At 24.0% G+C, this 23851-nt stretch carries 25 protein-coding genes and 2 tRNA genes; 10 read left to right on the top strand and 17 right to left on the bottom strand.

Translation table 11 applies throughout. The features are described 5' to 3' along the window. Nucleotides 1-26 precede the first annotated feature (26 nt). The 5 genes from acpP to rluC form a co-directional block, all read right to left on the bottom strand. Nucleotides 27-266: an acyl carrier protein gene (acpP, locus tag D9V63_RS01780; protein WP_158368847.1), complete on the bottom strand. Its 240-nt coding sequence runs from the start codon at nt 264-266 to the stop codon at nt 27-29. Nucleotides 267-308: 42 nt separating this feature from the next. After that, nucleotides 309-1040, bottom strand: coding sequence for a 3-oxoacyl-ACP reductase FabG (fabG, locus tag D9V63_RS01775; protein WP_158368845.1), 732 nt, complete (start codon nt 1038-1040; stop codon nt 309-311). A gap of 6 nt (nt 1041-1046) precedes the next feature. After that, complete coding sequence (gene fabD, locus D9V63_RS01770) at nt 1047-1976, bottom strand: ACP S-malonyltransferase (protein WP_158368843.1); 930 nt, start codon at nt 1974-1976, stop codon at nt 1047-1049. Nucleotides 1977-2104: 128 nt separating this feature from the next. Then, nucleotides 2105-2269, bottom strand: a complete 165-nt coding sequence (gene rpmF / locus D9V63_RS01765) for a 50S ribosomal protein L32 (RefSeq protein WP_158368841.1) — start codon at nt 2267-2269, stop codon at nt 2105-2107. 61 nt (nt 2270-2330) lie between these two features. Continuing rightward, complete coding sequence (gene rluC, locus D9V63_RS01760; protein WP_158368839.1) at nt 2331-3275, bottom strand: 23S rRNA pseudouridine(955/2504/2580) synthase RluC; 945 nt, start codon at nt 3273-3275, stop codon at nt 2331-2333. Nucleotides 3276-3584: 309 nt separating this feature from the next. On the opposite strand from rluC, the gene rne reads away from it, so the two are divergent. Next, complete coding sequence (gene rne / locus D9V63_RS01755) at nt 3585-6308, top strand: ribonuclease E (RefSeq protein ID WP_158368837.1); 2724 nt, start codon at nt 3585-3587, stop codon at nt 6306-6308. Nucleotides 6309-6446: 138 nt separating this feature from the next. Here the strand turns inward: rne and D9V63_RS01750 are convergent, their stop codons facing one another. The 10 genes from D9V63_RS01750 to flgB form a co-directional block, all read right to left on the bottom strand. Beyond that, on the bottom strand, nt 6447-8078 hold the full coding sequence (locus D9V63_RS01750; protein WP_158368835.1) for a FlgK family flagellar hook-associated protein: 1632 nt from the start codon (nt 8076-8078) through the stop codon (nt 6447-6449). Between the two features lie 21 nt (nt 8079-8099). Then, entirely contained in the window at nt 8100-8414 is a 315-nt protein-coding gene (locus tag D9V63_RS01745; protein WP_158368833.1) for a rod-binding protein, read from the bottom strand. Continuing rightward, complete coding sequence (locus D9V63_RS01740) at nt 8414-9523, bottom strand: flagellar basal body P-ring protein FlgI (protein WP_158368831.1); 1110 nt, start codon at nt 9521-9523, stop codon at nt 8414-8416. Before D9V63_RS01740 ends, D9V63_RS01745 begins: the two co-directional genes overlap by 1 nt. Nucleotides 9524-9703: 180 nt before the next feature. Beyond that, the gene (locus D9V63_RS01735; RefSeq protein WP_158368829.1) at nt 9704-10420 is read right to left on the bottom strand and encodes a flagellar basal body L-ring protein FlgH; all 717 of its coding nucleotides are present in this window, start codon (nt 10418-10420) and stop codon (nt 9704-9706) included. A gap of 72 nt (nt 10421-10492) precedes the next feature. Beyond that, nucleotides 10493-11275, bottom strand: a complete 783-nt coding sequence (flgG, locus tag D9V63_RS01730) for a flagellar basal-body rod protein FlgG (RefSeq protein ID WP_158368828.1) — start codon at nt 11273-11275, stop codon at nt 10493-10495. Nucleotides 11276-11287: 12 nt separating this feature from the next. Beyond that, complete coding sequence (flgF, locus tag D9V63_RS01725; protein ID WP_158368826.1) at nt 11288-12028, bottom strand: flagellar basal-body rod protein FlgF; 741 nt, start codon at nt 12026-12028, stop codon at nt 11288-11290. A 21-nt stretch (nt 12029-12049) separates the two neighbouring features. Next, nucleotides 12050-13246 carry a flagellar hook protein FlgE gene (locus D9V63_RS01720; protein ID WP_158368824.1) on the bottom strand — a complete coding sequence of 399 codons (1197 nt, stop codon included), beginning with the start codon at nt 13244-13246 and terminating at the stop codon, nt 12050-12052. 50 nt (nt 13247-13296) lie between these two features. Continuing rightward, nucleotides 13297-13974, bottom strand: a complete 678-nt coding sequence (locus D9V63_RS01715; protein WP_158368822.1) for a flagellar hook assembly protein FlgD — start codon at nt 13972-13974, stop codon at nt 13297-13299. A 10-nt stretch (nt 13975-13984) separates the two neighbouring features. Further along, nucleotides 13985-14395: a flagellar basal body rod protein FlgC gene (flgC, locus tag D9V63_RS01710; RefSeq protein ID WP_158368820.1), complete on the bottom strand. Its 411-nt coding sequence runs from the start codon at nt 14393-14395 to the stop codon at nt 13985-13987. Nucleotides 14396-14400: 5 nt separating this feature from the next. Beyond that, nucleotides 14401-14817, bottom strand: a complete 417-nt coding sequence (flgB, locus tag D9V63_RS01705) for a flagellar basal body rod protein FlgB (protein ID WP_158368818.1) — start codon at nt 14815-14817, stop codon at nt 14401-14403. Nucleotides 14818-15108: 291 nt separating this feature from the next. Here flgB and flgA point away from each other — a divergent pair, with 291 nt between their 5' ends. Further along, nucleotides 15109-15765 (top strand): flagellar basal body P-ring formation chaperone FlgA, encoded by a 657-nt coding sequence (gene flgA, locus D9V63_RS01700; protein WP_158368816.1) that lies wholly within the window; start codon nt 15109-15111, stop codon nt 15763-15765. A gap of 53 nt (nt 15766-15818) precedes the next feature. Continuing rightward, a complete protein-coding gene (locus D9V63_RS03130) occupies nt 15819-15968 on the top strand; it encodes a hypothetical protein (RefSeq protein ID WP_187308573.1) in 150 nt (49 codons plus the stop codon). Nucleotides 15969-16277: 309 nt separating this feature from the next. Here D9V63_RS03130 and pyrC read toward each other — a convergent pair whose 3' ends face one another. Then, nucleotides 16278-17321, bottom strand: coding sequence for a dihydroorotase (gene pyrC / locus D9V63_RS01695; protein ID WP_158368814.1), 1044 nt, complete (start codon nt 17319-17321; stop codon nt 16278-16280). Nucleotides 17322-17472: 151 nt separating this feature from the next. On the opposite strand from pyrC, the gene murJ reads away from it, so the two are divergent. The 4 genes from murJ to D9V63_RS01675 all read left to right on the top strand — a co-directional run bounded on the left by murJ (nt 17473) and on the right by D9V63_RS01675 (nt 20706). Then, complete coding sequence (murJ, locus tag D9V63_RS01690; protein ID WP_158368812.1) at nt 17473-19014, top strand: murein biosynthesis integral membrane protein MurJ; 1542 nt, start codon at nt 17473-17475, stop codon at nt 19012-19014. Between the two features lie 236 nt (nt 19015-19250). Next, entirely contained in the window at nt 19251-20276 is a 1026-nt protein-coding gene (locus tag D9V63_RS01685) for an OmpA family protein (RefSeq protein ID WP_158368810.1), read from the top strand. A 267-nt stretch (nt 20277-20543) separates the two neighbouring features. Then, a tRNA-Cys gene (locus D9V63_RS01680) sits at nt 20544-20614 on the top strand. A 4-nt stretch (nt 20615-20618) separates the two neighbouring features. After that, nucleotides 20619-20706 (top strand) — tRNA-Leu (locus D9V63_RS01675). A 5-nt stretch (nt 20707-20711) separates the two neighbouring features. Here the strand turns inward: D9V63_RS01675 and rsmC are convergent. After that, nucleotides 20712-21725, bottom strand: coding sequence for a 16S rRNA (guanine(1207)-N(2))-methyltransferase RsmC (gene rsmC / locus D9V63_RS01670; RefSeq protein ID WP_158368808.1), 1014 nt, complete (start codon nt 21723-21725; stop codon nt 20712-20714). 234 nt (nt 21726-21959) lie between these two features. Between rsmC and minC the strand changes: the two genes are divergently transcribed. The 3 genes from minC to minE are packed head-to-tail and all read left to right on the top strand — an operon-like array spanning nt 21960 to nt 23792. Beyond that, on the top strand, nt 21960-22700 hold the full coding sequence (gene minC / locus D9V63_RS01665; protein ID WP_158368806.1) for a septum site-determining protein MinC: 741 nt from the start codon (nt 21960-21962) through the stop codon (nt 22698-22700). Between the two features lie 25 nt (nt 22701-22725). Then, complete coding sequence (gene minD, locus D9V63_RS01660; protein WP_158368804.1) at nt 22726-23538, top strand: septum site-determining protein MinD; 813 nt, start codon at nt 22726-22728, stop codon at nt 23536-23538. A 2-nt stretch (nt 23539-23540) separates the two neighbouring features. Then, nucleotides 23541-23792, top strand: a complete 252-nt coding sequence (gene minE, locus D9V63_RS01655) for a cell division topological specificity factor MinE (RefSeq protein ID WP_158368802.1) — start codon at nt 23541-23543, stop codon at nt 23790-23792. Nucleotides 23793-23851: the final 59 nt, after the last annotated feature.

The raw sequence follows: 23851 nt of genomic DNA, 5'->3' as shown, positions 1-23851 counted from the left end.
TTCATTTTAAGTGGTATTTAATAATTTTATTTTTTAATTTTACTATGAATTAAATCCACGGCATTTTGTACAGTTTTAATTTTTTCTGCTTCATGATCAGATATTTCTATATTAAAATCTTCCTCTAAAGTCATAATTAATTCAACAATATCTAATGAGTCAGCTCCAAGATCCTCTAAAAATGAAGCGTTATTAGTAATGTTTTCTGTTTTTATATCTAATTTTTGAGAAATAATATTTTTTATTTTTTTTTCAGTATTTTTCATTTTTTTCACTTTTAAATATTTTATATAAAATAATATTTTACATTACATATACATACCACCATTGATATGTAATGTTTGTCCAGTAATATAAGCTGCTTTTTGAGAAGATAGAAATATTACAGCATCTGCTATTTCTTCCGCTGTACCCAATCGTTTCATTGGAATTTTAGATAAATAATTTTTGTATTGAAATATGTTTAAATCTTTAATGAAATCTGTTTTAATAAGCCCTGGGGCAATAATATTCACAGTAATACCTTTTGAAGCAACCTCTAGCGCTAATGTTTTATGAAATCCAATAAGGCCTGCTTTTGAAGCGCTATAATTAATTTGACCTTTATTCCCTGTATAACCAATGATAGAACTAATTGTTATTATTCGTCCTTCTTTTTTTCTAATCATAGAACGAATAACTGCTTTGGAAGTATAAAATATAGACGTTAAATTAATTTTTATTATATCTTCCCATTCTTTATCATTCATCTTAATGAATAATTTGTCTGATTTTGCTCCAGCGTTATTAACTAATATATCAATAGAATATTTTTTTTTATAAATTTTTTTAATTGTTTCTGTGATAGAATCAGTATCTTTTAAATCCAAAATCAAACCAAAACCGTTTTTTTTTAAATATTTATTAATTATTTCTACCCCATATTTAGTAGTAGATGTACCAATAACTCTTATCCGTTTTTCTGCTAATTTTATAGCTATTGCTTTTCCAATCCCTTTATTTGCACCGGTTACTAGAGCTGTTTTCTTAATAGTCTTCATTATTTTTTAGTTAATTATTTTAAAAGCTTGTGAAAAACATTGTTTATTACTTGTATTAAGAGAGATTAAATTAATATTATTTTTATTTAAATTAGTTAGAATATTATTTGGTCCAATTTCTAGCATAGTGAAAACACTTTTTGATTGTATAAAATCTATTATTTCTTTCCATCTTACTGTTTTATATATTTGTTTTATTAATGCTTTTTTAATATTTTCACTATTATTTTCGCATTTTACATCTACATTATTAACAACTGGTATTTTAGGTTTTTGAATTTTTATTTTTTTTAGTATATTTTCCATTTTTTTAGCAACTGGCTTCATTAAATAGCTGTGTACTGGTATGTCAAGGTTAACATTAAAGATAAATTTAGCCCCATGTTTTTTACAATCTAAACTTGCTTGGTATACATCTAATTTATCTCCTGAAATTATTATTTGATTGTCTGAGTTTATGCTTGCAATAGAAACAGTTTTAGATATATATTTTTGGCAAATTTTTTTAATAGTATCTTTATTCAAACCAATTATGGCTTTTACTAAGCATGATCTATTTAAAATTACCTTTTGCATGTATTTTCCACGTAAAGAAACAACTTTTAATGCATCTTTGAATTTTAAAGCTTTAGAACAAACTAATGCAGAATATTCACCTAAACTATGCCCGGACATAAATGATGGATTTTTTCCGTTACATTTTCTCCAAAATTTATATATAGCAATTGATGAAGTTAATATTATTGGTTGTGTATATTTACTATGATTTATTTTGTTTAATGGACCTTCTTTGATTAATTTTAGTAAATTACATCCTATGTATTCTGATGCTTCTTCAAAGATATTTTGAAAAATTTTTTCTTTTTTTAAAAAACAAGATAACATATTTACATATTGAACACCTTGTCCTGGAAATAACATAGCAAATAAATACATTAGATAACCTTTTTATTGAAAAAAATTTTTTTAAAATAAGTAAGTAAATTTTATGAGTAAAATAAATTATAATCGAATAATTTATTTTTATAAAACGGTACTTTTTAAAATACCGTTATTATATATTTTTAAATAACTTTTTTACCTTTATAAAACCCTTTTTGAGTGATATGGTGTCGAATATGTGTTTCTCCAGACGATTTATCTATAGATAATGTCATATATTTTAAACTGTCATGTGATCGACGCATTCCTCTTTTAGAGCGAGTAGGTTTATTTTTTTGAACAGCCATATAATTTTTCTCTATACATATTTATAAATTAAAATGAATTTTTTTTTTAATATGTAATACATTATACAAGATTTTGTAAAAAATTTCTAACATTCATATCTAATGGCGCTTCTATATGTAATATATTGCTGCTACTTGGATGTACAAAATCAACTGAAAAAGCATGTAATAAAAGTCTAGTAGAATTTATTTTATTTTTTATTATTTGATCTAAATTTGAATTTCCGTAACGCTGATCAAATAATATTGGATGCCCTACATGCGATGTATGTGCTCGAATTTGATGTGTTCTACCTGTTTTTGGGAAAATAGACATTAATGTTGTACAGGAATATTGTTTTTTTATTTTAAAATAAGTTTCAGAAATTTTTCCATTATTATTAATAAACATTTTTTTTTGTTTATTTTTCAAACAAACTTTTAATAAAGGTTCTGATATTTTTTTTAAATTATGAGGCCATAAACCATGCACTAATGCAATATATTCTTTTTTTATTTTTTTTTCTCTTATTTGTTGATGCATCGATATAAGAGATGTTCTTTTTTTTGCTAAAATTAATATACCCGATGTATCTCGATCAATACGATGGACAAGTTCGAGAAATTTGTCTAGTGGACGAATACTTCGGAAATATTCTATAACTCCAAAATTAATACCACTGCCACCGTGTACTGCAATACCAGAAGGTTTATTTATAATTAATAAATAGTTATCTTCATAAAGTATATTATTTAATAATTTTTTTTCATAATTATTAATATAAAAGCATTTTTTTTCTTCTATAAAAATTTTTATCGAAGGAACTTTTAGATTATCGCCAATTTTTAATTTATAATTTGGTTTAATTCTTTTTTTATTAATTCGAATCTTTCCTGTTCTAATAATACGATAAATCATACTTTTGGGTATATTTTTAAATTTTTTTTTCAAAAAATTATCAATTCGTTGATTTATCATGTCTTCATTAATATATATAATAGATGAAGATAATATTTTATATGTCATTAAAAAAATCTCTGTAATTAAGTCATTTTTTTAATTTTTATTAATTATAATATAATTAAATATATAAATATATTAGTATAAATAATTTAATTATTTATAATTTTAAATTATAAAAAATAATTTTTTTAATTTTTTAAAAATTTTATTCATTAATTTTAAGTTATTTTTTATGATATTTTAAAACAACTTATTTTTATATATATTTTAAATAAAAATCATAGTTAGATAAAAAATATTAATTTGTTTAAAAGTATATATTTGCTGTTGATGCATTTACTTATTTATAAAAATAAGCGAGAAAACGTTATAATGAAAAGAATGTTAATTAACGCAACTCAGCAGGAAGAGTTGCGCGTAGCTCTTGTTGATGGTCAACGTTTATATGATCTTGATATAGAAAATACTGGATCAGAACAAAAAAAATCAAATATATATAAAGGAAAAATTACCCGAATAGAACCTAGTTTAGAAGCTGCTTTTGTAGACTATGGAATAGAAAAGCATGGTTTTTTACCGTTAAAAGAAATTTCTGAAAAATATTTTCCAAGAAATTATAATAGCAATATCCGTTTAAATATTAAAAATATCTTACAAGAAGGACAAGAACTTATAGTTCAAATAAATAAAGAGGAAAGAGGTAATAAAGGTGCAGCTTTAACAACTTTTATTGCTTTAGCAGGAAGTTATTTAGTTTTAATGCCTAACAACCCTAATATTGCTGGTATATCTAGACGAATTGAGGGAAATGATCGAATCGAATTAAAAGAATTACTATTATCTTTAAAATTACCTAAACATATGGGTTTGATTATTAGAACAGCAGGAGTTGGAAAATCTATAAAATCCTTACAATGGGATTTATCGCTTAGATTAAAACATTGGGATGCGATTCAAAAAGCTGCAGAAAAAAAATCTGCACCATTTTTAATTCACCAAGAAAGCAATGTTATTTTTCGTGCTTTTAGAGATTATTTACGCCAAGATATTGGTGAAATTTTAATCGATAATCCTTCAATATTAAATATAGCTCGAGAACATATTGCTGCTTTAGGGCGTCCAGATTTTATTAATAAAATCAAACTTTATACTGGAGATGTTCCTTTATTTAGTTATTATCAAATTGAATCTCAAATAAATTCTGCTTTTCAAAGAAAAGTACGACTTCCTTCTGGTGGTTCAATTATGGTAGATAGTACAGAAGCTTTAACAGCTATTGATATTAATTCAGCTCGTTCTACACGTGGTGTAGATATTGAATCAACTGCATTTAATACAAATTTAGAAGCAGTTGAAGAAATTTCAAGACAATTGAGATTACGAGATTTAGGTGGTTTAATAGTAATTGATTTTATAGATATGACTCCTTTAAGTAACCAAAAAGCTATTGAAAAAAAACTACGTGAGATTGTTCGTGAAGATCGAGCACGTATTCAAATTGGAAATATTTCTAGATTTGGCCTATTAGAAATGTCTAGACAAAGATTAAGTTCATCTTTAGGTGAATCTAGTCATCATATTTGCCCTAGATGTACAGGAACAGGTACTATCAGAGATAATGAATCTTTGTCTCTATCAATTTTACGTTTAATTGAAGAAGAAGCATTAAAAGAAAATACATATGAAGTGCATGCGATTGTTCCCATAGAAATTGCCTGTTATTTATTAAATGAAAAAAGAGACGCAGTACATGCAATTGAAAAACGACAAGCAGGTGGAAAAACAATCATTGTTCCTAACAAAAATATGAAAACTCCTCATTATCTTGTTTCCAGAATTAGAAAAGGAGAACAGATACCATCAATGAGTTATTACCTTTCTGGCATTAAAAAGAACAAAAATTTAAAAATTAATAAAAAGGACATCGTAGAAAAAAAAATTAAATCTAAACCATTTTTAAAAAATCATAAATTATTTAATTATTCTGTTAATTCAAAAAAAATTATTCAAAACCAGCTTTCTAAAAAAAATATTAACAATAATGTTTTTATTAATTTTATATCTTGGATAAAAGAATCTTGTTTTATAAAAAATATTTTTATCAAAAGTGAAATATTAAAAAAAAATATTTTTAATTATAAAAACAACATTTTCTTTAAGAAAGAAAAGCATTTTTCAATAAACAATACTAAAAATAATAAAATTAAAAAAAATATAGATAATAAAAATGATTGTGAAAATAAATTAAATTTGTTTTATGATAAATATAAATTACCTTTTAATAATAAGTATTTAAAAAAAAATAATATTATTTATTATATAAAACAATTTAATTTTTTTAAATTGAATTCGTATAATACAAAAAATAATATTTTTTTAAAAAAAGAGAAATTATTTAAAAATATTATTGCTCAGAAAAATAATGCTTGTGATAACAAAAATCAAAATATTAATTTCATTAAAAATGAAAATGCTATTATTTTAAAAACTTATCAAAAATATAATATTAAAAATATTACATCTTTAAAAAATCAATTTATTGATTTATATTTTATTAATTCTTCAAAAGAAATAAATAATATTATTTTTTTATTAGAATTAGCGCTGAAAAAAATTTGGTTGAACAATTCATTAATAACAGTGAATATGATAAATCAAAAATACATCTTAAATATTAAAAAAAAAATAAATATTTCATCTATCTGTATAAACGATAAAAGTATTCAAAAAAATATATCATTGAAAAAAATTAATAATTTAAAAGAAAATAAAAAAAGCCATTTTTATAAAATTAAAAAAAACTTTACAAATGAAAACATAATTCGAAAACGAAAAAAATTTCACTTATCTCTTAAGAAAAATCATATATTAATATTAAATCAAAAAAAAATTTTAAGTAATCAAAATTTTAGAAAAGAAACAACAAAAAATAAAGCTCATGCACCTATTACTAAAATTTTTAATAATACTTTTTCTAGTAACAATAAAAAAACAATAAAATCTTCAATTTTTTTAAAAAAATCAAATAAAAAAAAGAGTTCTGCTGGAGCACATTCTGCAACTAATGTTTCTACTTCACCTATTACTAAAATTTAACAAAATTATTTTTTTGATAGATTAATGATTTTTATATGTAATATTGTTTAAAAAATTAATTTTTTATATAAAGCATTAAATAAAAAAATAAAAACTTACTTTTAAAGTAAGTTTTTATTTTAAAAAATTTTATAAACATTAACTATAACAATCAATAATATCATTAAAAATACTTTCAGCCATTTTTAAAATTTTAACATTTGCAATATAGCATTTTTGTTCGTAACTAAGATTTTGATAATCCTCATTGATATCATCAGACATTGACAATTTTTTGTTTTTTAATATTTGAATCATTTGACGCTTAAAGGGAACTTTTTCTTCAAGGTCATTGCATTTATAAGATATAGATTTTAAAAATTTCAGGTAAGACATACCTAACGTATCTTTTTTATTTACCAATTTATCTTTGTTTAAATTATATATAATAATTGCATTGTTTCTATTTTGCTGGCTTACGTCATCTGTTGAAGAAAATGCAAATGGACTATTTTCTACAATTAACAACTCTAGTTCATCTAATGTTTTATCATATGGTTTAATCATATACATATTACCTTCATTATTATTTCCCTCAATTTTTAACTCCATGCCGTCAAAGGTAAGATATACATTATTGTTATTGTGATATATTTCTGGTTCAAATGTTGTTTTATCGCTTAATCTTTGCACCGTCCAATTATTATTTCTCATATATACTATATAGTTACTATCTTGTGCATTACTTGTGGATATCCATTGGATAGATGTAAAAGGATTAGATTTGTTATTTGAGCTAGATATAATTTCAGGTGTACTAATATTGAATACTTGTTTCCCAATATTACCAAGCATATCATACCCTAATGTATGATTTTCATTAATACTGTCAGCAAAATTTACAGTTAGTTGTCCAAGCTTGTTTCTAGCATTTTGTAATTCTTCTCTTCGAAACGCAAGAAGACCTCCTAAAGATCCGCTTGGAATCATATGTTCCATTTTTTTCAGTGTTTTTTCGTTATCATCCCAATATCCAACACTAATATATTTTTTGTCAGTATCAGATGTAAGGATCATTAAATTTTTCTTTTTATCATTATTAATAAGACACATTCCACTATTCAAACGTACTTCAAAGTTATCATTTTCTTTAACTACTGTAACACCGATAATGTCATTTAATTCATCAACTAGTTTATCTCTTTGATCAATGTATTTATAAATTCCGTTAGGAGCTTGCTTGACTGGAAAATAATGAATATCAATATTAAGATTATAAATTTGATTAATTAAGATATTTGCTTTTTTTATTTTCTCTGATATAATATTTTTAATGTCATTTTCTAAAAATGTTAATTCGGTATTAAAATTTTTCAATTCATCTACAACATTTTTTAAATTTCTCTCTATTTCTTCATTAAATACGTTTTGATTTCGATTTGAAATATTTTCTTGAATAGAAGAATATAATTTGTTCATTAAGTCATTAAAAATATGTATTTTTTTAACAAATAAATCTTCTAGTTTTATATATTGTTCAATTCTTGTTTCTTCATCTTGCACTCGTTCACTGGTTCTTCGCTTTTCTTCTTCAATAAAATTGTTATATTCATCATATACCTTTTGTATTTTTACTCCTGCATTAGCATTAGATGAATCTACATTATTTTCTATTGAAATACGTTCTGATGAATTTCTATAATTTGGATTTAAAACTTTTTCTGATGTATTGTCAATTAATATTTTAATAGCATCAATACTTGAAATAGTAGCAGTTAGTATAGAACTCATATAGTCTCCCTTAAGAAATTGTTATATATATAATTTTTTTTGTTCGATTTGTTTTAAAATAATATTTGTTAATCCAATGCCTTTTTTAGTTAATTCTTTTGAAATTTGTTCATCATATATTTCAGTATATAAGCGACTTTGATTATTATCTAATAAATTTCCTTCTGTGATAGAATATCGCATGCTTTTTAATAACATATGAATAAAAATACCTTCTACTTGTTTAGCTGTTTCTAAAATATATTTTTTAGGATTGGTTTTGACTTGATATTTTAAATCGTCAACTAATTTAGCATGGTAATTTGTTATATTAAATAAAGATAAATAATTTTTCATTAAATAATTTCCAATTTAGCATGGAGACAACCTGCACTTTTCATTGATTGAAGAATAGATATTAATTCATCTGGTTTTGTTCCTAAAGCGTTTAATGCTTGTATTATGTTGTTTAAACTATCATTATTATATGTTTCATTTTCAATATAATTTTTATTATTAATATTTTTTAATAAATCTGATTTGTTATTTTGAACTGATTGCAAAAAGTTTAAATGACTATTTTTTTTAATTATTTTATTAATAATTATAGATAAATTTTTATGAGCAATAATGCATGTTCCTAACCTTACTTCTTTGTTCATTACAATTGAACCAGTTCTAGGGTTAACTATTACCCTAGCTTCTTGTGATGGTATAGAAATATCTATATCTTGAATATTAGAAAGCATATGAACTTGTATTGTATTATTAGCATATGTGTTTAATTGTACTGTTTTAGAATTTATTGCTATAGCTGTATCAGGATACTTTGTGTTAATCATATCACTTATTTTTTGTGCAATGCTAAAATCTTCTTGATTTAATTGTAGGTTAATTATTTTTTTCCTACCAAAATCAGTATTCACTTCTTTTTCAATAGTAGCTCCATGATTAATTCTTCCTGAATTTACTTGATTAAGCATAATGAAATTATTTTTTTTTTGAGAATTAATTTTTTCAGATACTAATATATTTCCTTGAGCAATTGCATAAATTTGATTATCAGTACCTTTTAAAGGAGTCATTAATAGTGTTCCTCCTTTAAGACTTTTTGCATTACCCATAGAAGAAACTACTACATCTATTTGTTCTCCTGCATGACTAAATGGCGGTAATTTTGCTGTAACTATTACAGCTGCTACATTTTTTAGATGCATGTTAGTATCTGGAGGTATAGTTACACCTAATTGAGAAAGCATATTATATAATGATTGATTAGTAAATGGAGCTTGTGTGGACTGATCACCAGTTCCATCAAGTCCAACTATTAGACCATAACCAATTAGCTGATTATCTCTTATACCTTCAATACTAGTTAAATCACGTATTTTTTCAGCATGAGCAAAAGAATAAAAACTTATTAAAATACAAATAATAAATTTTAATAACGATATTATTTTAAACATAAAATACCTTATACATTTACTTTATTAGTTCTATTTTTTTAATATATATTATATACAAAATATATAATATGTCATTTATCAATAATTTTTAACTGTATACAAAAATTTTACTCATAAAGGATTTTTTAATCCTTTATGAGTTTAAATGATATTAAGAATTTTATTTTTTAATTTTTAATATTAAATCGGAGAAATTTTTAATAACAATCGTTGTAACCAACCCATTTTTTGAGTTTCATTAATACGACTATTACTTACATATTCAATACGTGTATCCGCAATTTGAGTTGAAGCAACTAAATTATTTTTATTAATATTATGAGGATTGACTACTCCTGAAAATCTAATAAATTCTATTCCTTCATTAATAGCAACTTGTTTTTCACCAACTACTTGTAAGTTTCCATTTGGTAGTACTCTTTTTACAGTTACAGTGATAAGTCCAGTAAATGTGTTTTTAGCTGAATGACTACCTTTTCCATAAAAATCATTTTTTCCTATACTATCAAACCCGGTTTTACTTTCATTAATATTAAAGCCTAACATAGGATTTAATTGTCCTGGTGTGATTGTCATTCCTAAATTTGCTGTACCATTTCGAGTCATATTAGAAGAAGAGCTGTTGCTTGCACTGATATTTTCTTGTAATACAATAGTTATTGTATCTCCAATATTATGGGATCGATGATCCTCAAATAGTGGTTGATAACCATAATTAATAGGTGTAGTTTCTTGGAATAGTGAGCCATTTGCAGTTGTAGGAAAAACATTTGGAGCTATAGCAGTAGTAATTCCACTAACCAAAGGCTGATGTTCCATAGAAGAGCAACTTTGAATAGCTAATAAAGCAAGAATAGTTAAATAATATTTAATTTTATAACTAAATAACTTTACCACGGAAAAATAATCCTTAATAAAAAAATTTTAATATATAAATTTTAAATTTATTTTTAGTATTAAAATCAATTTTTATAGTTGAGATAATTTTTGTAACATTTGATCTGAAGTATTTATAGATTTACTATTAATTTCGTAAGCTCGTTGAGTTTGAATCATGTTTACTAATTCTTCAGCAACGTTAACATTTGATGTTTCAACATATCCTTGATACAACAAACCTGTACCATTTAGACCTGGTGTAGTATCTATTGGGCTTCCAGATGCTTGTGTTTCTTGGTATAAGTTTTCTCCTAGACTTTCTAGTCCAGAATCATTAATAAAATTAATTAAATTTAATTGACCAATAGAAATAGGTTGTGTTTGACCTTGTATAGTAACACTAACAATGCCATCTCTTGCTATATTAATATTTGTAGAGTTTGGAGGAATGTTAATTTCAGGTACTACTGCAAATCCACTATTAGTTACTAGTTGACCATTCTGATCTAATTGAAACGAACCATCTCGTGTATATGCTATATTTCCATCTGGTAATTGTACTTGAAAAAATCCTGGTCCATTAATAGCGACATCTTTTGAAGAATCTGTTTTAGATAAGTTTCCTTGGCTATGAATTCTTTCGGTCGCAACAGGTCTTACTCCTGTACCTATTTGCAATCCAGAAGGTAAAGTTGTATCAATAGATGAATTTGTTCCTGCTTGTCGTATTGTTTGATACATTAAATCTTCAAAAACTGCTCTAGACCGTTTAAATCCATTTGTACTAACGTTTGCTAAGTTATTTGAAATAACGTTCATATTAATTTGTTGGGCATCAAGACCTGTTTTAGAAATCCATAAAGAAGGAATCATACTTTTATCCTTTTAATTGTTTACATTAAATAGTTGGTTAGCACGTTCTACGTTTTGATCGTACATTGATATCATTTTCATATTCATTTCAAATTGCCGAGCATTGGATATCATGTCAACCATGTTTTTAGTCGGATTAACATTACTGTCTTCTAGCATTTCTGATTGTACACGTACAGTTTTATCATGTGGTACTTGTAAATTCTGATTAAACATACTATTTTTTAAGTAAAATAATCCATTATCTTTTTGAATAAGATCATTTTTTTTAAAACATACTAATTTTAATGATCCTATTGTTTTTTCAAAAATTTTATTTTGTTTTTCTTGCATTTCTGTAATAGTACCATTAGATAAAATTTTTATATTTACATTGTTTGGTATTTTTATATCTCCTTGGTTGCCAACTACTTTATAGTTTTGAATAGTAAGCTGTCCTTGTGCATTTGTTTGTAAATGTCCATTTTTTGTATATGCTTCTTTTCCATTTGCATCTTTTATTACTAACCAACCATTATTTTTAATAATTAAATCAAGTTTTCTTTGCGTATTAGTTATCATACCTTCTAAAAAATTATAATATTTTTGTGTTCGAGTTTTATATAAATTCTTTACATTTTCATCGATTATAAAAAGATTAAATGTTTCTTTAAAACCATTAGTGGATATGTTTGCTAAATTATTTGCAATAATATTTTGATTTTCTAATAATCGCATAGCTGCTTTCATTGATTGATAAATTGTGTTGTCCATTAAAATACCTAATTTTTAAAATTATCTTAAATTTATTAATGTATTAATTATTTTATCTTCTGTTTTGAAAGCTTGTGCGCTAGATTGATAATTACGTTGTGCTACAATCATATTAATTAATTCTTTATTTAAATTAACATTAGATGATTCTAAAGTTTTGGAGATCATAATTCCAAATCCTTTGTCTCCTGCAATGCCAATATTTTCATTACCAGCTTCTTGAGTAGCAGACCAAACGTTTCCACTTTCAGGTTTTAGTTTTTCTGGATTAACAAATTTAGATAAAAATATTTGTCCAATTTTTTCTACTTTTTGATTTGTATACTGACCTATAATTTCACCATTGTTTAAAATTTCAAAAGATTGTAAATGACCTTCTGGATATCCATTTTGAGAAAGTTGTATTGTATTATTATCATTTTCTGATTTTTTTAATGTACATTCCATGTTTAACACAAGATTTTTAAATGCTTTTGATTTAATCTGCACACTTGAATTAGAAATTAATTTGCCTTGAGAATCAAATTTTAAATGAACAGTATCATTTATTTTTTCATCATTTGACTCAATTTTGACAGTCCATTCATTTTCGTTTTTATCAATAGAAATATTTATATTTTGAGCTTGTCCATTATTATCATATACAGTAATATTATTTATTTCTGAATTTGATATATCATCATTAGAACCTGTTATAGTATTAGTAGAAGGATGATTATTTTCAATTAAATCTGCATGTAATGTAATAGTATTTGTTTGTTTTGCTTTAAGAATATCAGATTTTTTTAAATTAATAGGTTCTAATTTAGATATATTGTTTAAATTATTTTGTAAATCAAATTGATTTTGACCAGTTAAGTACATTCCATCCATATTTACAATATTTTTATCTTTATCTAATAAAAATTGTCCATTCCGCGTATAATATACATAACCTTTAGAATTTAATACTCTAAAAAAACCATCTTGTACAATACCTAAGTCTAAATCTCTACCTGTTTGCATTAATATTCCATTGCTAAAATTTTGCCTCATATTAGAGACCCCGACACCAGATCCAATGAGTTGAGTAGAATAAAATGAGTTAGATACTATATCAAAAAAAGAAAGAGTACTAGATTTAAACCCAATAGTAGAAGCATTTGCTATATTGTTAGATACAACATCTATGTTGTTACTATTTGCCATTAATCCACTAATAGCTTCCATTGTTGACATATTTTTATTCCTTAATAATTAATCTTAAAAATTTTTAAATATATGAATGTTTATTTAAAAATTTTACGAATTTTTGATAATGTTGTAGTACCCATTGCTCCTAAATCTATTATAGGATCTCTAGAAGACGTAATAATACTATGTACTAATGCTTCACATAAAATTTCTACAGGAACATCTTTGTCTTTATTCTTAGCTGTTACATTGACATTGTATTTTCCAGTAGAAACAATTTTTTTGTCTAAATCTAAACCATCCCATGTAAAGCTATATATTCCAGGTGTTACATTTTTTATTTGTTTTACATGTAAAACTTTTTCATTTCCATCTAATATTTTTATTTCAACTGATGTTGCTTGGCTAATCAGATCTATTCCAAATTCTGTATTCATATTTTTAGTATGCACAATTTGTGAACTAGGTATCATAACTCGATGACCAATTAATGACGAGATTTGAATATTTTGATTCTGATTTATTTTATCGGAAAAATTTCCTACGGTATTGTTCAACCTTTCAATTCCAGTTGCTGTATTAATTTGGGCTAACTGTGATGTTAACTCAGTGTTTTTAATAGGATCAGTAGGATCTTGATTTTTAATTTGTGCAATTAATAAACTTAAAAAATTATTTTGTAAATCTAATGGATTTGTAGTGTTATTAAAATCATTAGTCTTTTTTTCATTAACATTATTATTTATAGAAGAATTAGTATTAATATTATTCATTTCTTCTTCCTTATTCTCCAATAGAAAGCGTTTTTAATATCATATTTTTCGCTGTTTTTAATACTTCTATATTAGCTTGATAAGCTCTTGAAGCAGAAATATGATCTATTGTTTCTGTAATTGGATTAATGTTAGATTTTAAAACATATCCTTTTTCATTAGAAAGAGGATGATTAGGATCATATATCATTTGTATAGGATTTTTATCGTTAACTATTAAAGCTACTTTAACCCCTCCTACTCCTTGTTGATTTGCATTAGATGCTTTAAAAATAACTTTTTTTGCAATATATGGATAATATTTTCCATTTTTATATATTATGCTATCTGCATTTGCTAAATTTGTAGCAATAATATTTATTTTTTCTGATTGTGCAGTCATTGCTGAACCTGCAATATTAAGTATATTAAATAAAGACATATTTTTTATCCTTTTAATACATGCATGATGTTTTTAATTTCATTTTTTATGAACATTAAATTTTCTTCGTATTTTAAAGTATTTTTTATGAATTCCACACGTTCACGATTCATATCTACTGTATTCCCATCAATTTTAATATTTTTAGTTTGAATAGGTTTAATTGTGAATAAAGGAATATTATTTTTTTTAAGTTTTGGTGTTAAATGATATTGAGAAGTTTTTTGTAATGTAACTTTTGAAGCATTAGATTTATTTTGTTGTAGTATTTTTTTAAACGCGTCTTTAAAGTTAATATCCATTGCTTTGTATTGAGGTGTTTCAGAATTAGCTATATTCGATGATAAAATTTCTTCTCTTGTAGCATATAAATTCAATAATTTTTCATTTAAGTTAAACATTTTATTTATTTTTTCAAACATATTTATATCCTTGTTTTATTGTGAATTTAAAATTTTTAAAATTATATTTGTTAGTGGTATTAAAAATTTATTTTAAATTACTTGTAAAAATTTAAATTTAAAAATTTAATTTGTAAATATGATTATATTATAAATTCCTAAAAAATTTAAACTTAAAATAGATTTATATTAAACTTTTATTAAATCTTCTCCATATTAAAATAAAATTTATAAAATTTTAAAACATATTATACTTATTAATTAACTTTAATAGATTAAATTTTAGTTTTTCTCAGTTAATAAGGGAAAAAAATGAAATTATTAAAAATTTTTTTTATTTTATTACTTTTTTTATCTTTTAAAATTAATGCTAATGATTTAATAAATCATTTAAACGAATTTTTCAAGCAAGAATATTCTCTTAATCCAAAAAATTTTAAAATATTAATACGTACCCCTTTTAAAAAAAAACAAATTTGTAAAAAACCATATTTTTTATTATCAAATCATTTTTATAATTTTAGTTTATTTGATATTTTATATGTTTGTGGGAAACAACATCAATTTTTAAAATTAGAATTACAAGTTAAGGGACATTATATTGTAGCGAAGAAAAAAATTTTTCGCGGTACAAAAATAAGTGAATCAGATTTAAAAGTTATATTTGGACGTTTAGATAAACTTCCTAATGGAATTTATCTGAATAAAAAAGATGTTATAAATAGAGTAAATTTACACGATATTCTTCCTTTTCAACCAATTACATCTTCTATGACGCGTGCATTTTGGATAGTTACATTAAATAAAGAGGTTACTATTAAGTTTGAAGGCAAAAATTTTGAAATTATTACTACTGGAAAAGCATTAGGTAATGGTGGTATTAAAGAAAAAATACGCGTACAAATTAAAGATAGGAAAATTTTTACTGGAATAATTAATGATAATGGAGAGGTAATAGTTGTTTTATAAAATTAATAATATTATATTTTAGTAATAATATAAATTAAAAGATGGATAGAAAAATGAAAAAATTAATTGATGTATTTCAAAAAATAGATAATGTTCTTCTTACATTAGATAAAATTATGCATGAAGAACATGAAATTTTATTAAATTCTCATACTGATATAAAAAAGTTATCTTATATTGTAGAAAAAAAAAATTTTTTTTAAATAAATTAAATTGCTTAAAAAAAATACAGCTATCTCTTGAAAAAACATATCATATTACTTCCTCTTATTTGCAATTTAATAAATCAAGAAATTATTATGTAAATAAGATAAAAAATAAATGTATATCTTTAAATAAAATAAATCTCAAAAATAAAAAATTAATAAAACATAAATTTTATTTAAATCAGAATTTTTTAAATTTTTATAAATCTTATAACAATAATACTATTTATGATATTAATGGGGAATTATAGAATTAATGTCATTAAGTCTGAAACATTGTATGAGTAATATTTTAAGAATTAATATTTATAAAATAGACCATTCCAAGGTTTCTCCAGATAAAAAAGGCATGATAAAATCTTTCCCAATACTGATTTTTTTTAAAATTTTATAAGGTTTTTTTATTAATGTGATAGTTTTTTGGTTTATTGGTAAATTATAGAAATTTGGTCCATTTTTTGAACAAAAAGATTCAAAATGTTTTAATGCTTTCATTTCTTCAAAAACAGTGATGTAGCATAACAAAGATGATGGAGCATTAAATATTCCTGCGCATCCAAATATATTAATTTTATGCTTATAAAGATGTGGAGCACTATCGCTGCCTAAAAAAAATCTTGTGCTTCCATTAGATATAGCTTTTCTTAAAGCATTTTGATGTACTTTTCTTTTTAAAATAGGTAAACAATATAGATTAGGTTGAATTCCGTTAATAAACATATTATTTCGATTTAACATTAAATGATGTGGTGTGATAGTTCCTGCTAAATATGATGAATTATTTTCTTCGATATAATCAACAGCTTCTTTAGTAGTAATATGTTCTAATATGATTTTTAATTCTGGAAATGTTTTACGTAATGGGATCATCGTTGTTTCAATAAATTTAGCTTCTCTATCATAAATATCAATATTAATATTGCTTTCTTCACCATGTATTAATAATGGCATTTTCATTTTTTGCATCAATTCTAATACGTGAAAAATTTCACTGATTTTACTTATACCTGTGTTTGAGTTTGTTGTGGATTGATTAGGATATAATTTTGCTCCTATAAATATATTTCGTAAAAAACCATATTGTAGTTCTTTTAAACATGTTTCTTTGGTTAAATAACAAATCATTAATGGTTCAAATTTAGTATTTAACTGAGTCGCATTTATAATTCTATGTTTATAGAAAATAGCTTTCTTATAATCTATAATCGGTTGATTAAGATTAGGCATGATTATTGCACGTTGATAAAACATTTCAGTGTATCTTAGAATTTTTTTTAAAATTTTCTCATCTCTGAGATGAACATGCCAATCATCAGGTTTGATTATTTTTATTTTTTTTAAACAAGACATTTTTCAAATTTAATTTAAATGTAGTAAATGTGTTTAAGAGTCATTTGCTTTTATAGTATGTAAATATTTTATAAGTAAGAAAATTTTTTTGTATTTAAATAAAATATCTTCTAAATTATAGTGTTTTAATTTGTTTAGGTTTTAGTTTAATATGAATATTTTAAAATCTTTATTTTCTCTTAGTTTTATGACATTAATTTCACGTATATTAGGTTTTTTTAGAGATCTTGTAATCGCTCATATTTTTGGCGTTTCTATTTATACTGATGCTTTTTTTTTAGCTTTTAAAATTCCAAATTTATTACGTCGCTTATTTTTTGAAGGTGCTTTTTCACAATCTTTTATTCCTATTTTAATATATTATAAATCAAATGAAAAAATAAATCATACAAAAGATTTTATCGCATCTTTGTTAGGTTTAATTATTTTAGTTTTATCTATTATAATAATATTAGGGATAATATTTTCTAATTATTTAATTGAATTCAGTGCGCCAGGTTTTACTCATTCATTTCACAAATTTCAAGTATCTTTTACTTTATTGGAAATTATGTTCCCCTATGTTTTATTAATTTCTCTATCTTCGTTATATTCTACTATTTTAAATAGTTGGAATTATTTTTCTATTCCTGCGATGTCACCAAGTATTTTAAATATTACTATGATTATTTTTTCTATTTTTTTTAATAATTTCTTTAATCCTCCAATTTTAATATTAGCATGGTCTGTTATCGTAGGTGGAGTTATCCAATTAATATATCAGTTTCCATATTTGTTGAAAATAAAAATGCTAATAATTCCAAAATTTAATTTTAAAAATGCTGGTCTTTTAAAAGTTGTAAAAAAAATAGGACCATCTTTGATTGGAGCTTTTGCAAATCAAATTTCTTTGATTTTTAATGCTATTTTTAATTCATTGTTAAATTCAGGTTCGATATCTTGGATGTATTATGCTGATAGATTAATTGAATTTCCCATAGGTGTATTAGGTGTTTCTTTAAGTACAATTTTATTCACATCTCTGTCAAAAAGTTATTCAAAAAACAGATTTAAAGAATATAAAAAATTACTCCATTGGGGGGGTCGAATAGCTTTGATTTTATCTTTACCTACTTCTATCATATTATTTATTCTTGCTAAACCTTTAGTTATTATACTATTCCAACATGGAAAATTTACAGATTTTGATGTTTTAATGACACAAAAAGCCTTAGAATTATATTCTATTGGTTTAATTGCATTTATTTTAGTTAAAATTTTATCTTCAGCTTTTTATGCATCTCAAGAAATAAAGATCCCAACACGCATTGCACTTTTTACTTTATCTGTAACACAAATTTTAAATCCATTTCTAATTTATTATTTACAACATGCAGGTTTAGCTTTATCTTTTAGCATAGCTGGATGGATCAACTTTTTTTTATTATATTGGAAATTATATCAAAAAAAGTTAATTTCTTTTAATTTTAATCAATTAATTTTTATTTTTCGTTTATTAACTGCAACATTTTCTATGACATTTTTTTTAATTTTTATGTTATATTTTATACCTCTGTATGATATAAGTTCTTTTTTTATTAAAATAATATGTTTATTTACAATCTTATTTTTTACTGGAATAATTTATTTAATTAGTCTACATTTTTTAGGTATATCTTTTTTAAATAATTGTAATATTATTAACAATAAATAAAATTATTAATCAAGTATGTATAAATTTACTAATTTAAAATATATATAAATAATTTAAGATATATATAAATTATAAATGTTATATAAATAATATAAATATATAGATTTATATTATTAATATAATATTTATTATATAATAGATTATATTATAATTTGATTTATCATGATTGTTTTAAGTTTTTTAGACTTTTAAATTGTTTTTATTATTAGTAATTTATCTCAAAACGGAGTTTTCAAATGAAAAAAAAAGCTCTTACTATTCTAATTTTATTAGTAAGTTTAGTCAGTAGCGTTCAATCAAAAAGTAATGATGGATGGTACTTAGGTGCTAAAGTTGGATGGTCGAATTTCAATCTTCTACACTATAAAGAAATTCAAGGTTTAAAAAATGAGCAAAGCACTAATGCTCCTATGTTTGGATTATTTTTAGGATATGAATTTAATCCATATTTTGGTTTGGAAATAGAAAATGACACAACTGGATTTTCTCCGCATCTAATGTTTCAAAAATCCAAAGAAAATATGCAAGCAAATAATGTTCAAATTTCAACAAAATTATCTTATCCTATTACAGATGATTTCCGACTATATACACGATTAGGAGGAATGATGTTTTGGGAAAATCTAGCTTCTAAAGAAGATTTAAAAAAGACTTTTACCAAGCATAGTTGTGTATTCCCTAGTTTATCTTTAGGTGCCGAATATATTTTTAATGATGAATTTATTACGAGATTTGATTACACATGGAAAAGTAGTGTTGAAAAAATAATGAACTTATCAAAACCTACCTTAGGAGATGCAGTGATTTCTTTTGCATGGAAATTTGGAAAGTCTAAAATTAATGATATGTTTACATCATATTCACCAGAAACATCGAATCAACAATATATTGCACTTAATGAAAATATTAATTTTCCTTTCAACAGTACCGAATTACGACCTATATCTTATGACAAGTTAAAAAAAATTAATGATGAAATAAATAATATTAAATCGAAAAAAGTTTATATTACACTTTCAGGGCATACAGATAGAATAGGTAATAAAGAATATAACCAAAAGTTATCTGAAGATCGTGCATATAGTATTAAAAATTATTTTACTTCTCATGGAGTGCCTGAAAATACAATAAATATCCAAGGAATGGGTAATCAATATCCTTTAACTGATCAAATATGTAAAGATATAGAGAGTAGGCCTTTATTAATTAGTTGTTTAGCACCCGATCGTCGTGTAGAAATTGAAGTTTCTGCTGATCAATAATTTTTTTTGAGGTATAAATTTTTAGTTGTTTGATTTTTCGGAGAGAGAGAGATTCGAACTCTCGGATGATTTCTCATCGGCGGTTTTCAAGACCGCTGCCTTCTAAAATATATATTTTAATTATGAAACATTGCAATGTTAAAACATTCTGTTGATGAATGTAAAGATAATTTTTTATTTTATTAAAACTTTTATATAAATATTTTTATATTCATCAAATTTTATTTGTAATTTTATTTTTTTTTTTCTATAATAAAAAACATAAAAGGCGTGTTGACAGATTGGCTATGTAGCGGATTGCAAATCCGTATAACCCGGTTCGATTCCGGGATACGCCTAAACGCCCGGATGGTGAAATCGGTAGACACAAGGGACTTAAAATCCCTCGGCTTTAAAAGCTTTGCGGGTTCAAGTCCCGCTCCGGGTACCATAAATTTAACAAAAAGCTTGATATACTTTATATAAATTTGTTTTTTTAATAGTATTAAATTTTTTAAAATTTTTCTTTAAAAGAATATCATAATTAAAACAGCTATTAACAACAAATCTTAGTTCACCTCTTTTTTTTAAGTGTTTTGAAGCACCAAGTATAATCTTTGTAATTGTATTAAAATCTACTTCTAAATCATTATGAAATGATGGATTCGATATAATTAAATCAAATTTATTAGATATACTTGAGTAAAGATTACTAGACAAAATTTTTGCTGTTAGTTGATTAGAAAAAAGTGTTTCTCGGCTAGATATTATCGCAGATTCTTTATTGTCTACCATAGTAACAAAAGAATTTGGTGACTGGCTAAGTAGAGATACTGATAAAAACCCCGAACCACATCCAACATCTAATATTTCACCATACATCTTTTTGGAAAAAGTACAAGCAAGTAGTTGGCTACCTAAATCTATTTTTTTATAACCAAAAACTCCTGGTAAACATTTGATGTACAAACCTTTCCAAATATGTGTTTTAAAAAAATCTTGTAATATAAATTTCGTGTTGTATTTGAGAGTACCTGTAAATAAAATAGAATGTTTTGCACTTTCTAATTTGTTTAGTTTGGTCCATTTTTTTAGTATTTTGATTGCGCTTTTTACACCACTTGAATTTTTTCCTACAATAAAAATTTCAGTCCCGATATCAAAACAAGATAATAGATTACATAATTGAAACCTTGCTTCTGATTTGTTTTTAGGCCAATAGTAAATAAGTGTATTATAATTTTCTACAGCTTTTTTTGAGATAAGTAAATCATAATATATATGAATGTTGTTCATCTTATCTTTTTTATTCGTATAGAAATCATTTTTTACACTAACATGCACGCTTGTTTCTATACTAGATAAATATCTTGGTAATTCATCTTGTATATTTCCTGAAAAAAAAATTTTTTTATTTTTAAAAATATTTTGATAACGTAATATAAGTTGGCTATTTTGAGAAAAAAGCAAAATTTTAATTTTCCTTGTAAATTTTATATTGAAATATTTAATATTTTTTATTAATTAAAAATTTTATATTAGTTGTATTGAAATATTTTCAATTATCTAAAAACTCTAAAAAATAGAAATTGTTATCAAATGATATTTATACTATAATTTAATTAAATTCATTTTTTTAGTTTTTAAAAGATAATACATGTACATTTAATATGCATATAAATATAAATTACTTGAGCAATATATATGCAAAAAACGTCCATTGAAATAAAAGGTAGTAATTTTACATTATTAGTATTATATCTAAAAAGTAATAATATAGACTTAATTGATAAGTCGTTATATAAAAAAATTCAAGAATATCCTCAATTTTTTAAAAATGCGCCTATTATTCTTAATATATCAGATTTATCATTAAATCAAACAAATTGGATAAAAATACAAGAAGTTATTATTTCGCATAGTTTTTTTATTGTAGGTGTAACCGGTTGTAAAGATAACTATCTTAAAAAAATTATTGTTGATTCAGGTTTGCCTGTATTATTAGAAGGAAAAAAAATAGAAAATACAGAAAATCATATTAATAAAAATATTAGTTTTTTTTATAAAACTCATAATTTTACAAACACAATTAATAAAAAAATAAAGAAAAAAAAAGAAAAAACACATATTATTAACACCCCTGTACGTTCAGGACAGAAAATATATGCTAAATATTCTGATTTGATCGTCACAAATAATGTCAGCGCAGGAGCTGAATTAGTTGCGGATGGTAATATTCATGTTTACGGATCAGTTCGAGGCAGAGTACTTGCAGGTGCTAACGGAGATATTACAAGTAATATATTTTGTACAGCATTATTTGCCGAATTATTATCAATATCCGGTGAATATTGGTTATCAGATCAAATACCAACAAAATTTGTTGGAAAATCAGCTCAAATTTATTTACGTAATAAAATTTTAACTATAAATTCTCTTAGTTAAAAGTGTATTTTTAGGAACTTTTTATATGACACGGATTATTGTAGTTACTTCAGGGAAAGGAGGTGTAGGTAAAACTACTTCAAGTGCTGCTATTGCAACTGGTTTTGCAAAAAAAGGGAAAAAAACTGTTGTTATAGATTTTGATATAGGTTTAAGAAATTTAGATTTAATTATGGGATGTGAACGTAGAGTAGTATATGATTTTGTGAATGTTATTCAAGGTGAAGCGAAAATTAATCAAGCTTTAATTAAAGACAAAAAAACAAAAAATTTATTTATTTTACCAGCATCTCAAACTAGAGATAAAGAAGCTCTGACATATTTAGGAGTCGAAAAAGTTTTAAATGAGCTAATTAAAATGGATTTCGATTTTATTATTTGTGATTCACCTGCTGGAATTGAAAAAGGAGCAATTTTATCATTATATTTTGCAGATGAAGCTATTATTACTACAAACCCAGAAGTTTCTTCGGTTCGAGATTCCGATCGAATATTAGGAATTATATCATCTAAATCAAAAAGATCTGAACAGAACAAAACTCCTATTAAAGAGCATCTTTTATTAACACGTTATAATCCGACTCGTGTTAAAAATGGTGAAATGTTAAGTATGAATGATGTATTAGATATACTTCGTATACCTATTATTGGTGTTATTCCTGAAGATACTTCTGTATTGCGTGCATCAAATCAAGGAGAATCTGTGATTTTAGATCAAAGTTCAAATGCAGGACGTGCTTATTTTGATACAGTTAATCGATTGTTAGGTGAAAATCATAAATTTCGTTTTATTGAAGAAGAAAAAAAAAGTTTTTTACGACGTTTATTCGGGAGATAGATATGGCTTTATTAGATTTTTTTTTATCCCGGAACAGAAATACTGCTCATGTAGCTAAAGAAAGATTACAAATTATTGTTGCAGAACGAAGAAAATTTCAAAATGAACCAGATTATTTTCCACAATTAAAACGTGAAATCCTTTCTGTAATTTGTAAATATGTAAACATAGATCCTAATATGGTAACAATACAGTTAGAACAAAAAAATAAAGATATTTCGATATTAGAGTTGAATGTTGTTTTGCCAGATTAATAACTGAAAATAATTATATAAAAATTAAAATGTTTTATCAAATTTCATTGATATTATAG

Source organism: Buchnera aphidicola (Aphis nasturtii), from assembly GCF_005083345.1.
GTDB classification, from domain to species: Bacteria; Pseudomonadota; Gammaproteobacteria; order Enterobacterales; family Enterobacteriaceae; genus Buchnera; species Buchnera aphidicola_R.
The sequence above is the reverse complement of the archived record's forward strand: the minus strand, read 5'-3'. Positions and strand labels throughout refer to the sequence as shown.

Coding starts and splice junctions, on each gene's coding strand:
- D9V63_RS01740 (WP_158368831.1), bottom strand. CDS start 9,523: ATGTTTAAAATAATATCGTTATTAAAATTTATTATTTGTATTTTAATA.
- D9V63_RS01715 (WP_158368822.1), bottom strand. CDS start 13,974: ATGAATAATATTAATACTAATTCTTCTATAAATAATAATGTTAATGAA.
- D9V63_RS01685 (WP_158368810.1), top strand. CDS start 19,251: ATGAAAAAAAAAGCTCTTACTATTCTAATTTTATTAGTAAGTTTAGTC.
- minE (WP_158368802.1), top strand. CDS start 23,541: ATGGCTTTATTAGATTTTTTTTTATCCCGGAACAGAAATACTGCTCAT.
- rluC (WP_158368839.1), bottom strand. CDS start 3,275: ATGACATATAAAATATTATCTTCATCTATTATATATATTAATGAAGAC.
- fabG (WP_158368845.1), bottom strand. CDS start 1,040: ATGAAGACTATTAAGAAAACAGCTCTAGTAACCGGTGCAAATAAAGGG.
- D9V63_RS01745 (WP_158368833.1), bottom strand. CDS start 8,414: ATGAAAAATTATTTATCTTTATTTAATATAACAAATTACCATGCTAAA.
- rne (WP_158368837.1), top strand. CDS start 3,585: ATGAAAAGAATGTTAATTAACGCAACTCAGCAGGAAGAGTTGCGCGTA.
- D9V63_RS01750 (WP_158368835.1), bottom strand. CDS start 8,078: ATGAGTTCTATACTAACTGCTACTATTTCAAGTATTGATGCTATTAAA.
- minC (WP_158368806.1), top strand. CDS start 21,960: ATGCAAAAAACGTCCATTGAAATAAAAGGTAGTAATTTTACATTATTA.
- minD (WP_158368804.1), top strand. CDS start 22,726: ATGACACGGATTATTGTAGTTACTTCAGGGAAAGGAGGTGTAGGTAAA.
- rpmF (WP_158368841.1), bottom strand. CDS start 2,269: ATGGCTGTTCAAAAAAATAAACCTACTCGCTCTAAAAGAGGAATGCGT.
- flgF (WP_158368826.1), bottom strand. CDS start 12,028: ATGGACAACACAATTTATCAATCAATGAAAGCAGCTATGCGATTATTA.
- D9V63_RS01720 (WP_158368824.1), bottom strand. CDS start 13,246: ATGTCAACAATGGAAGCTATTAGTGGATTAATGGCAAATAGTAACAAC.
- flgB (WP_158368818.1), bottom strand. CDS start 14,817: ATGTTTGAAAAAATAAATAAAATGTTTAACTTAAATGAAAAATTATTG.
- acpP (WP_158368847.1), bottom strand. CDS start 266: ATGAAAAATACTGAAAAAAAAATAAAAAATATTATTTCTCAAAAATTA.
- flgC (WP_158368820.1), bottom strand. CDS start 14,395: ATGTCTTTATTTAATATACTTAATATTGCAGGTTCAGCAATGACTGCA.
- fabD (WP_158368843.1), bottom strand. CDS start 1,976: ATGTATTTATTTGCTATGTTATTTCCAGGACAAGGTGTTCAATATGTA.
- flgG (WP_158368828.1), bottom strand. CDS start 11,275: ATGATTCCTTCTTTATGGATTTCTAAAACAGGTCTTGATGCCCAACAA.
- D9V63_RS03130 (WP_187308573.1), top strand. CDS start 15,819: ATGAAAAAATTAATTGATGTATTTCAAAAAATAGATAATGTTCTTCTT.
- murJ (WP_158368812.1), top strand. CDS start 17,473: ATGAATATTTTAAAATCTTTATTTTCTCTTAGTTTTATGACATTAATT.
- flgA (WP_158368816.1), top strand. CDS start 15,109: ATGAAATTATTAAAAATTTTTTTTATTTTATTACTTTTTTTATCTTTT.
- pyrC (WP_158368814.1), bottom strand. CDS start 17,321: ATGTCTTGTTTAAAAAAAATAAAAATAATCAAACCTGATGATTGGCAT.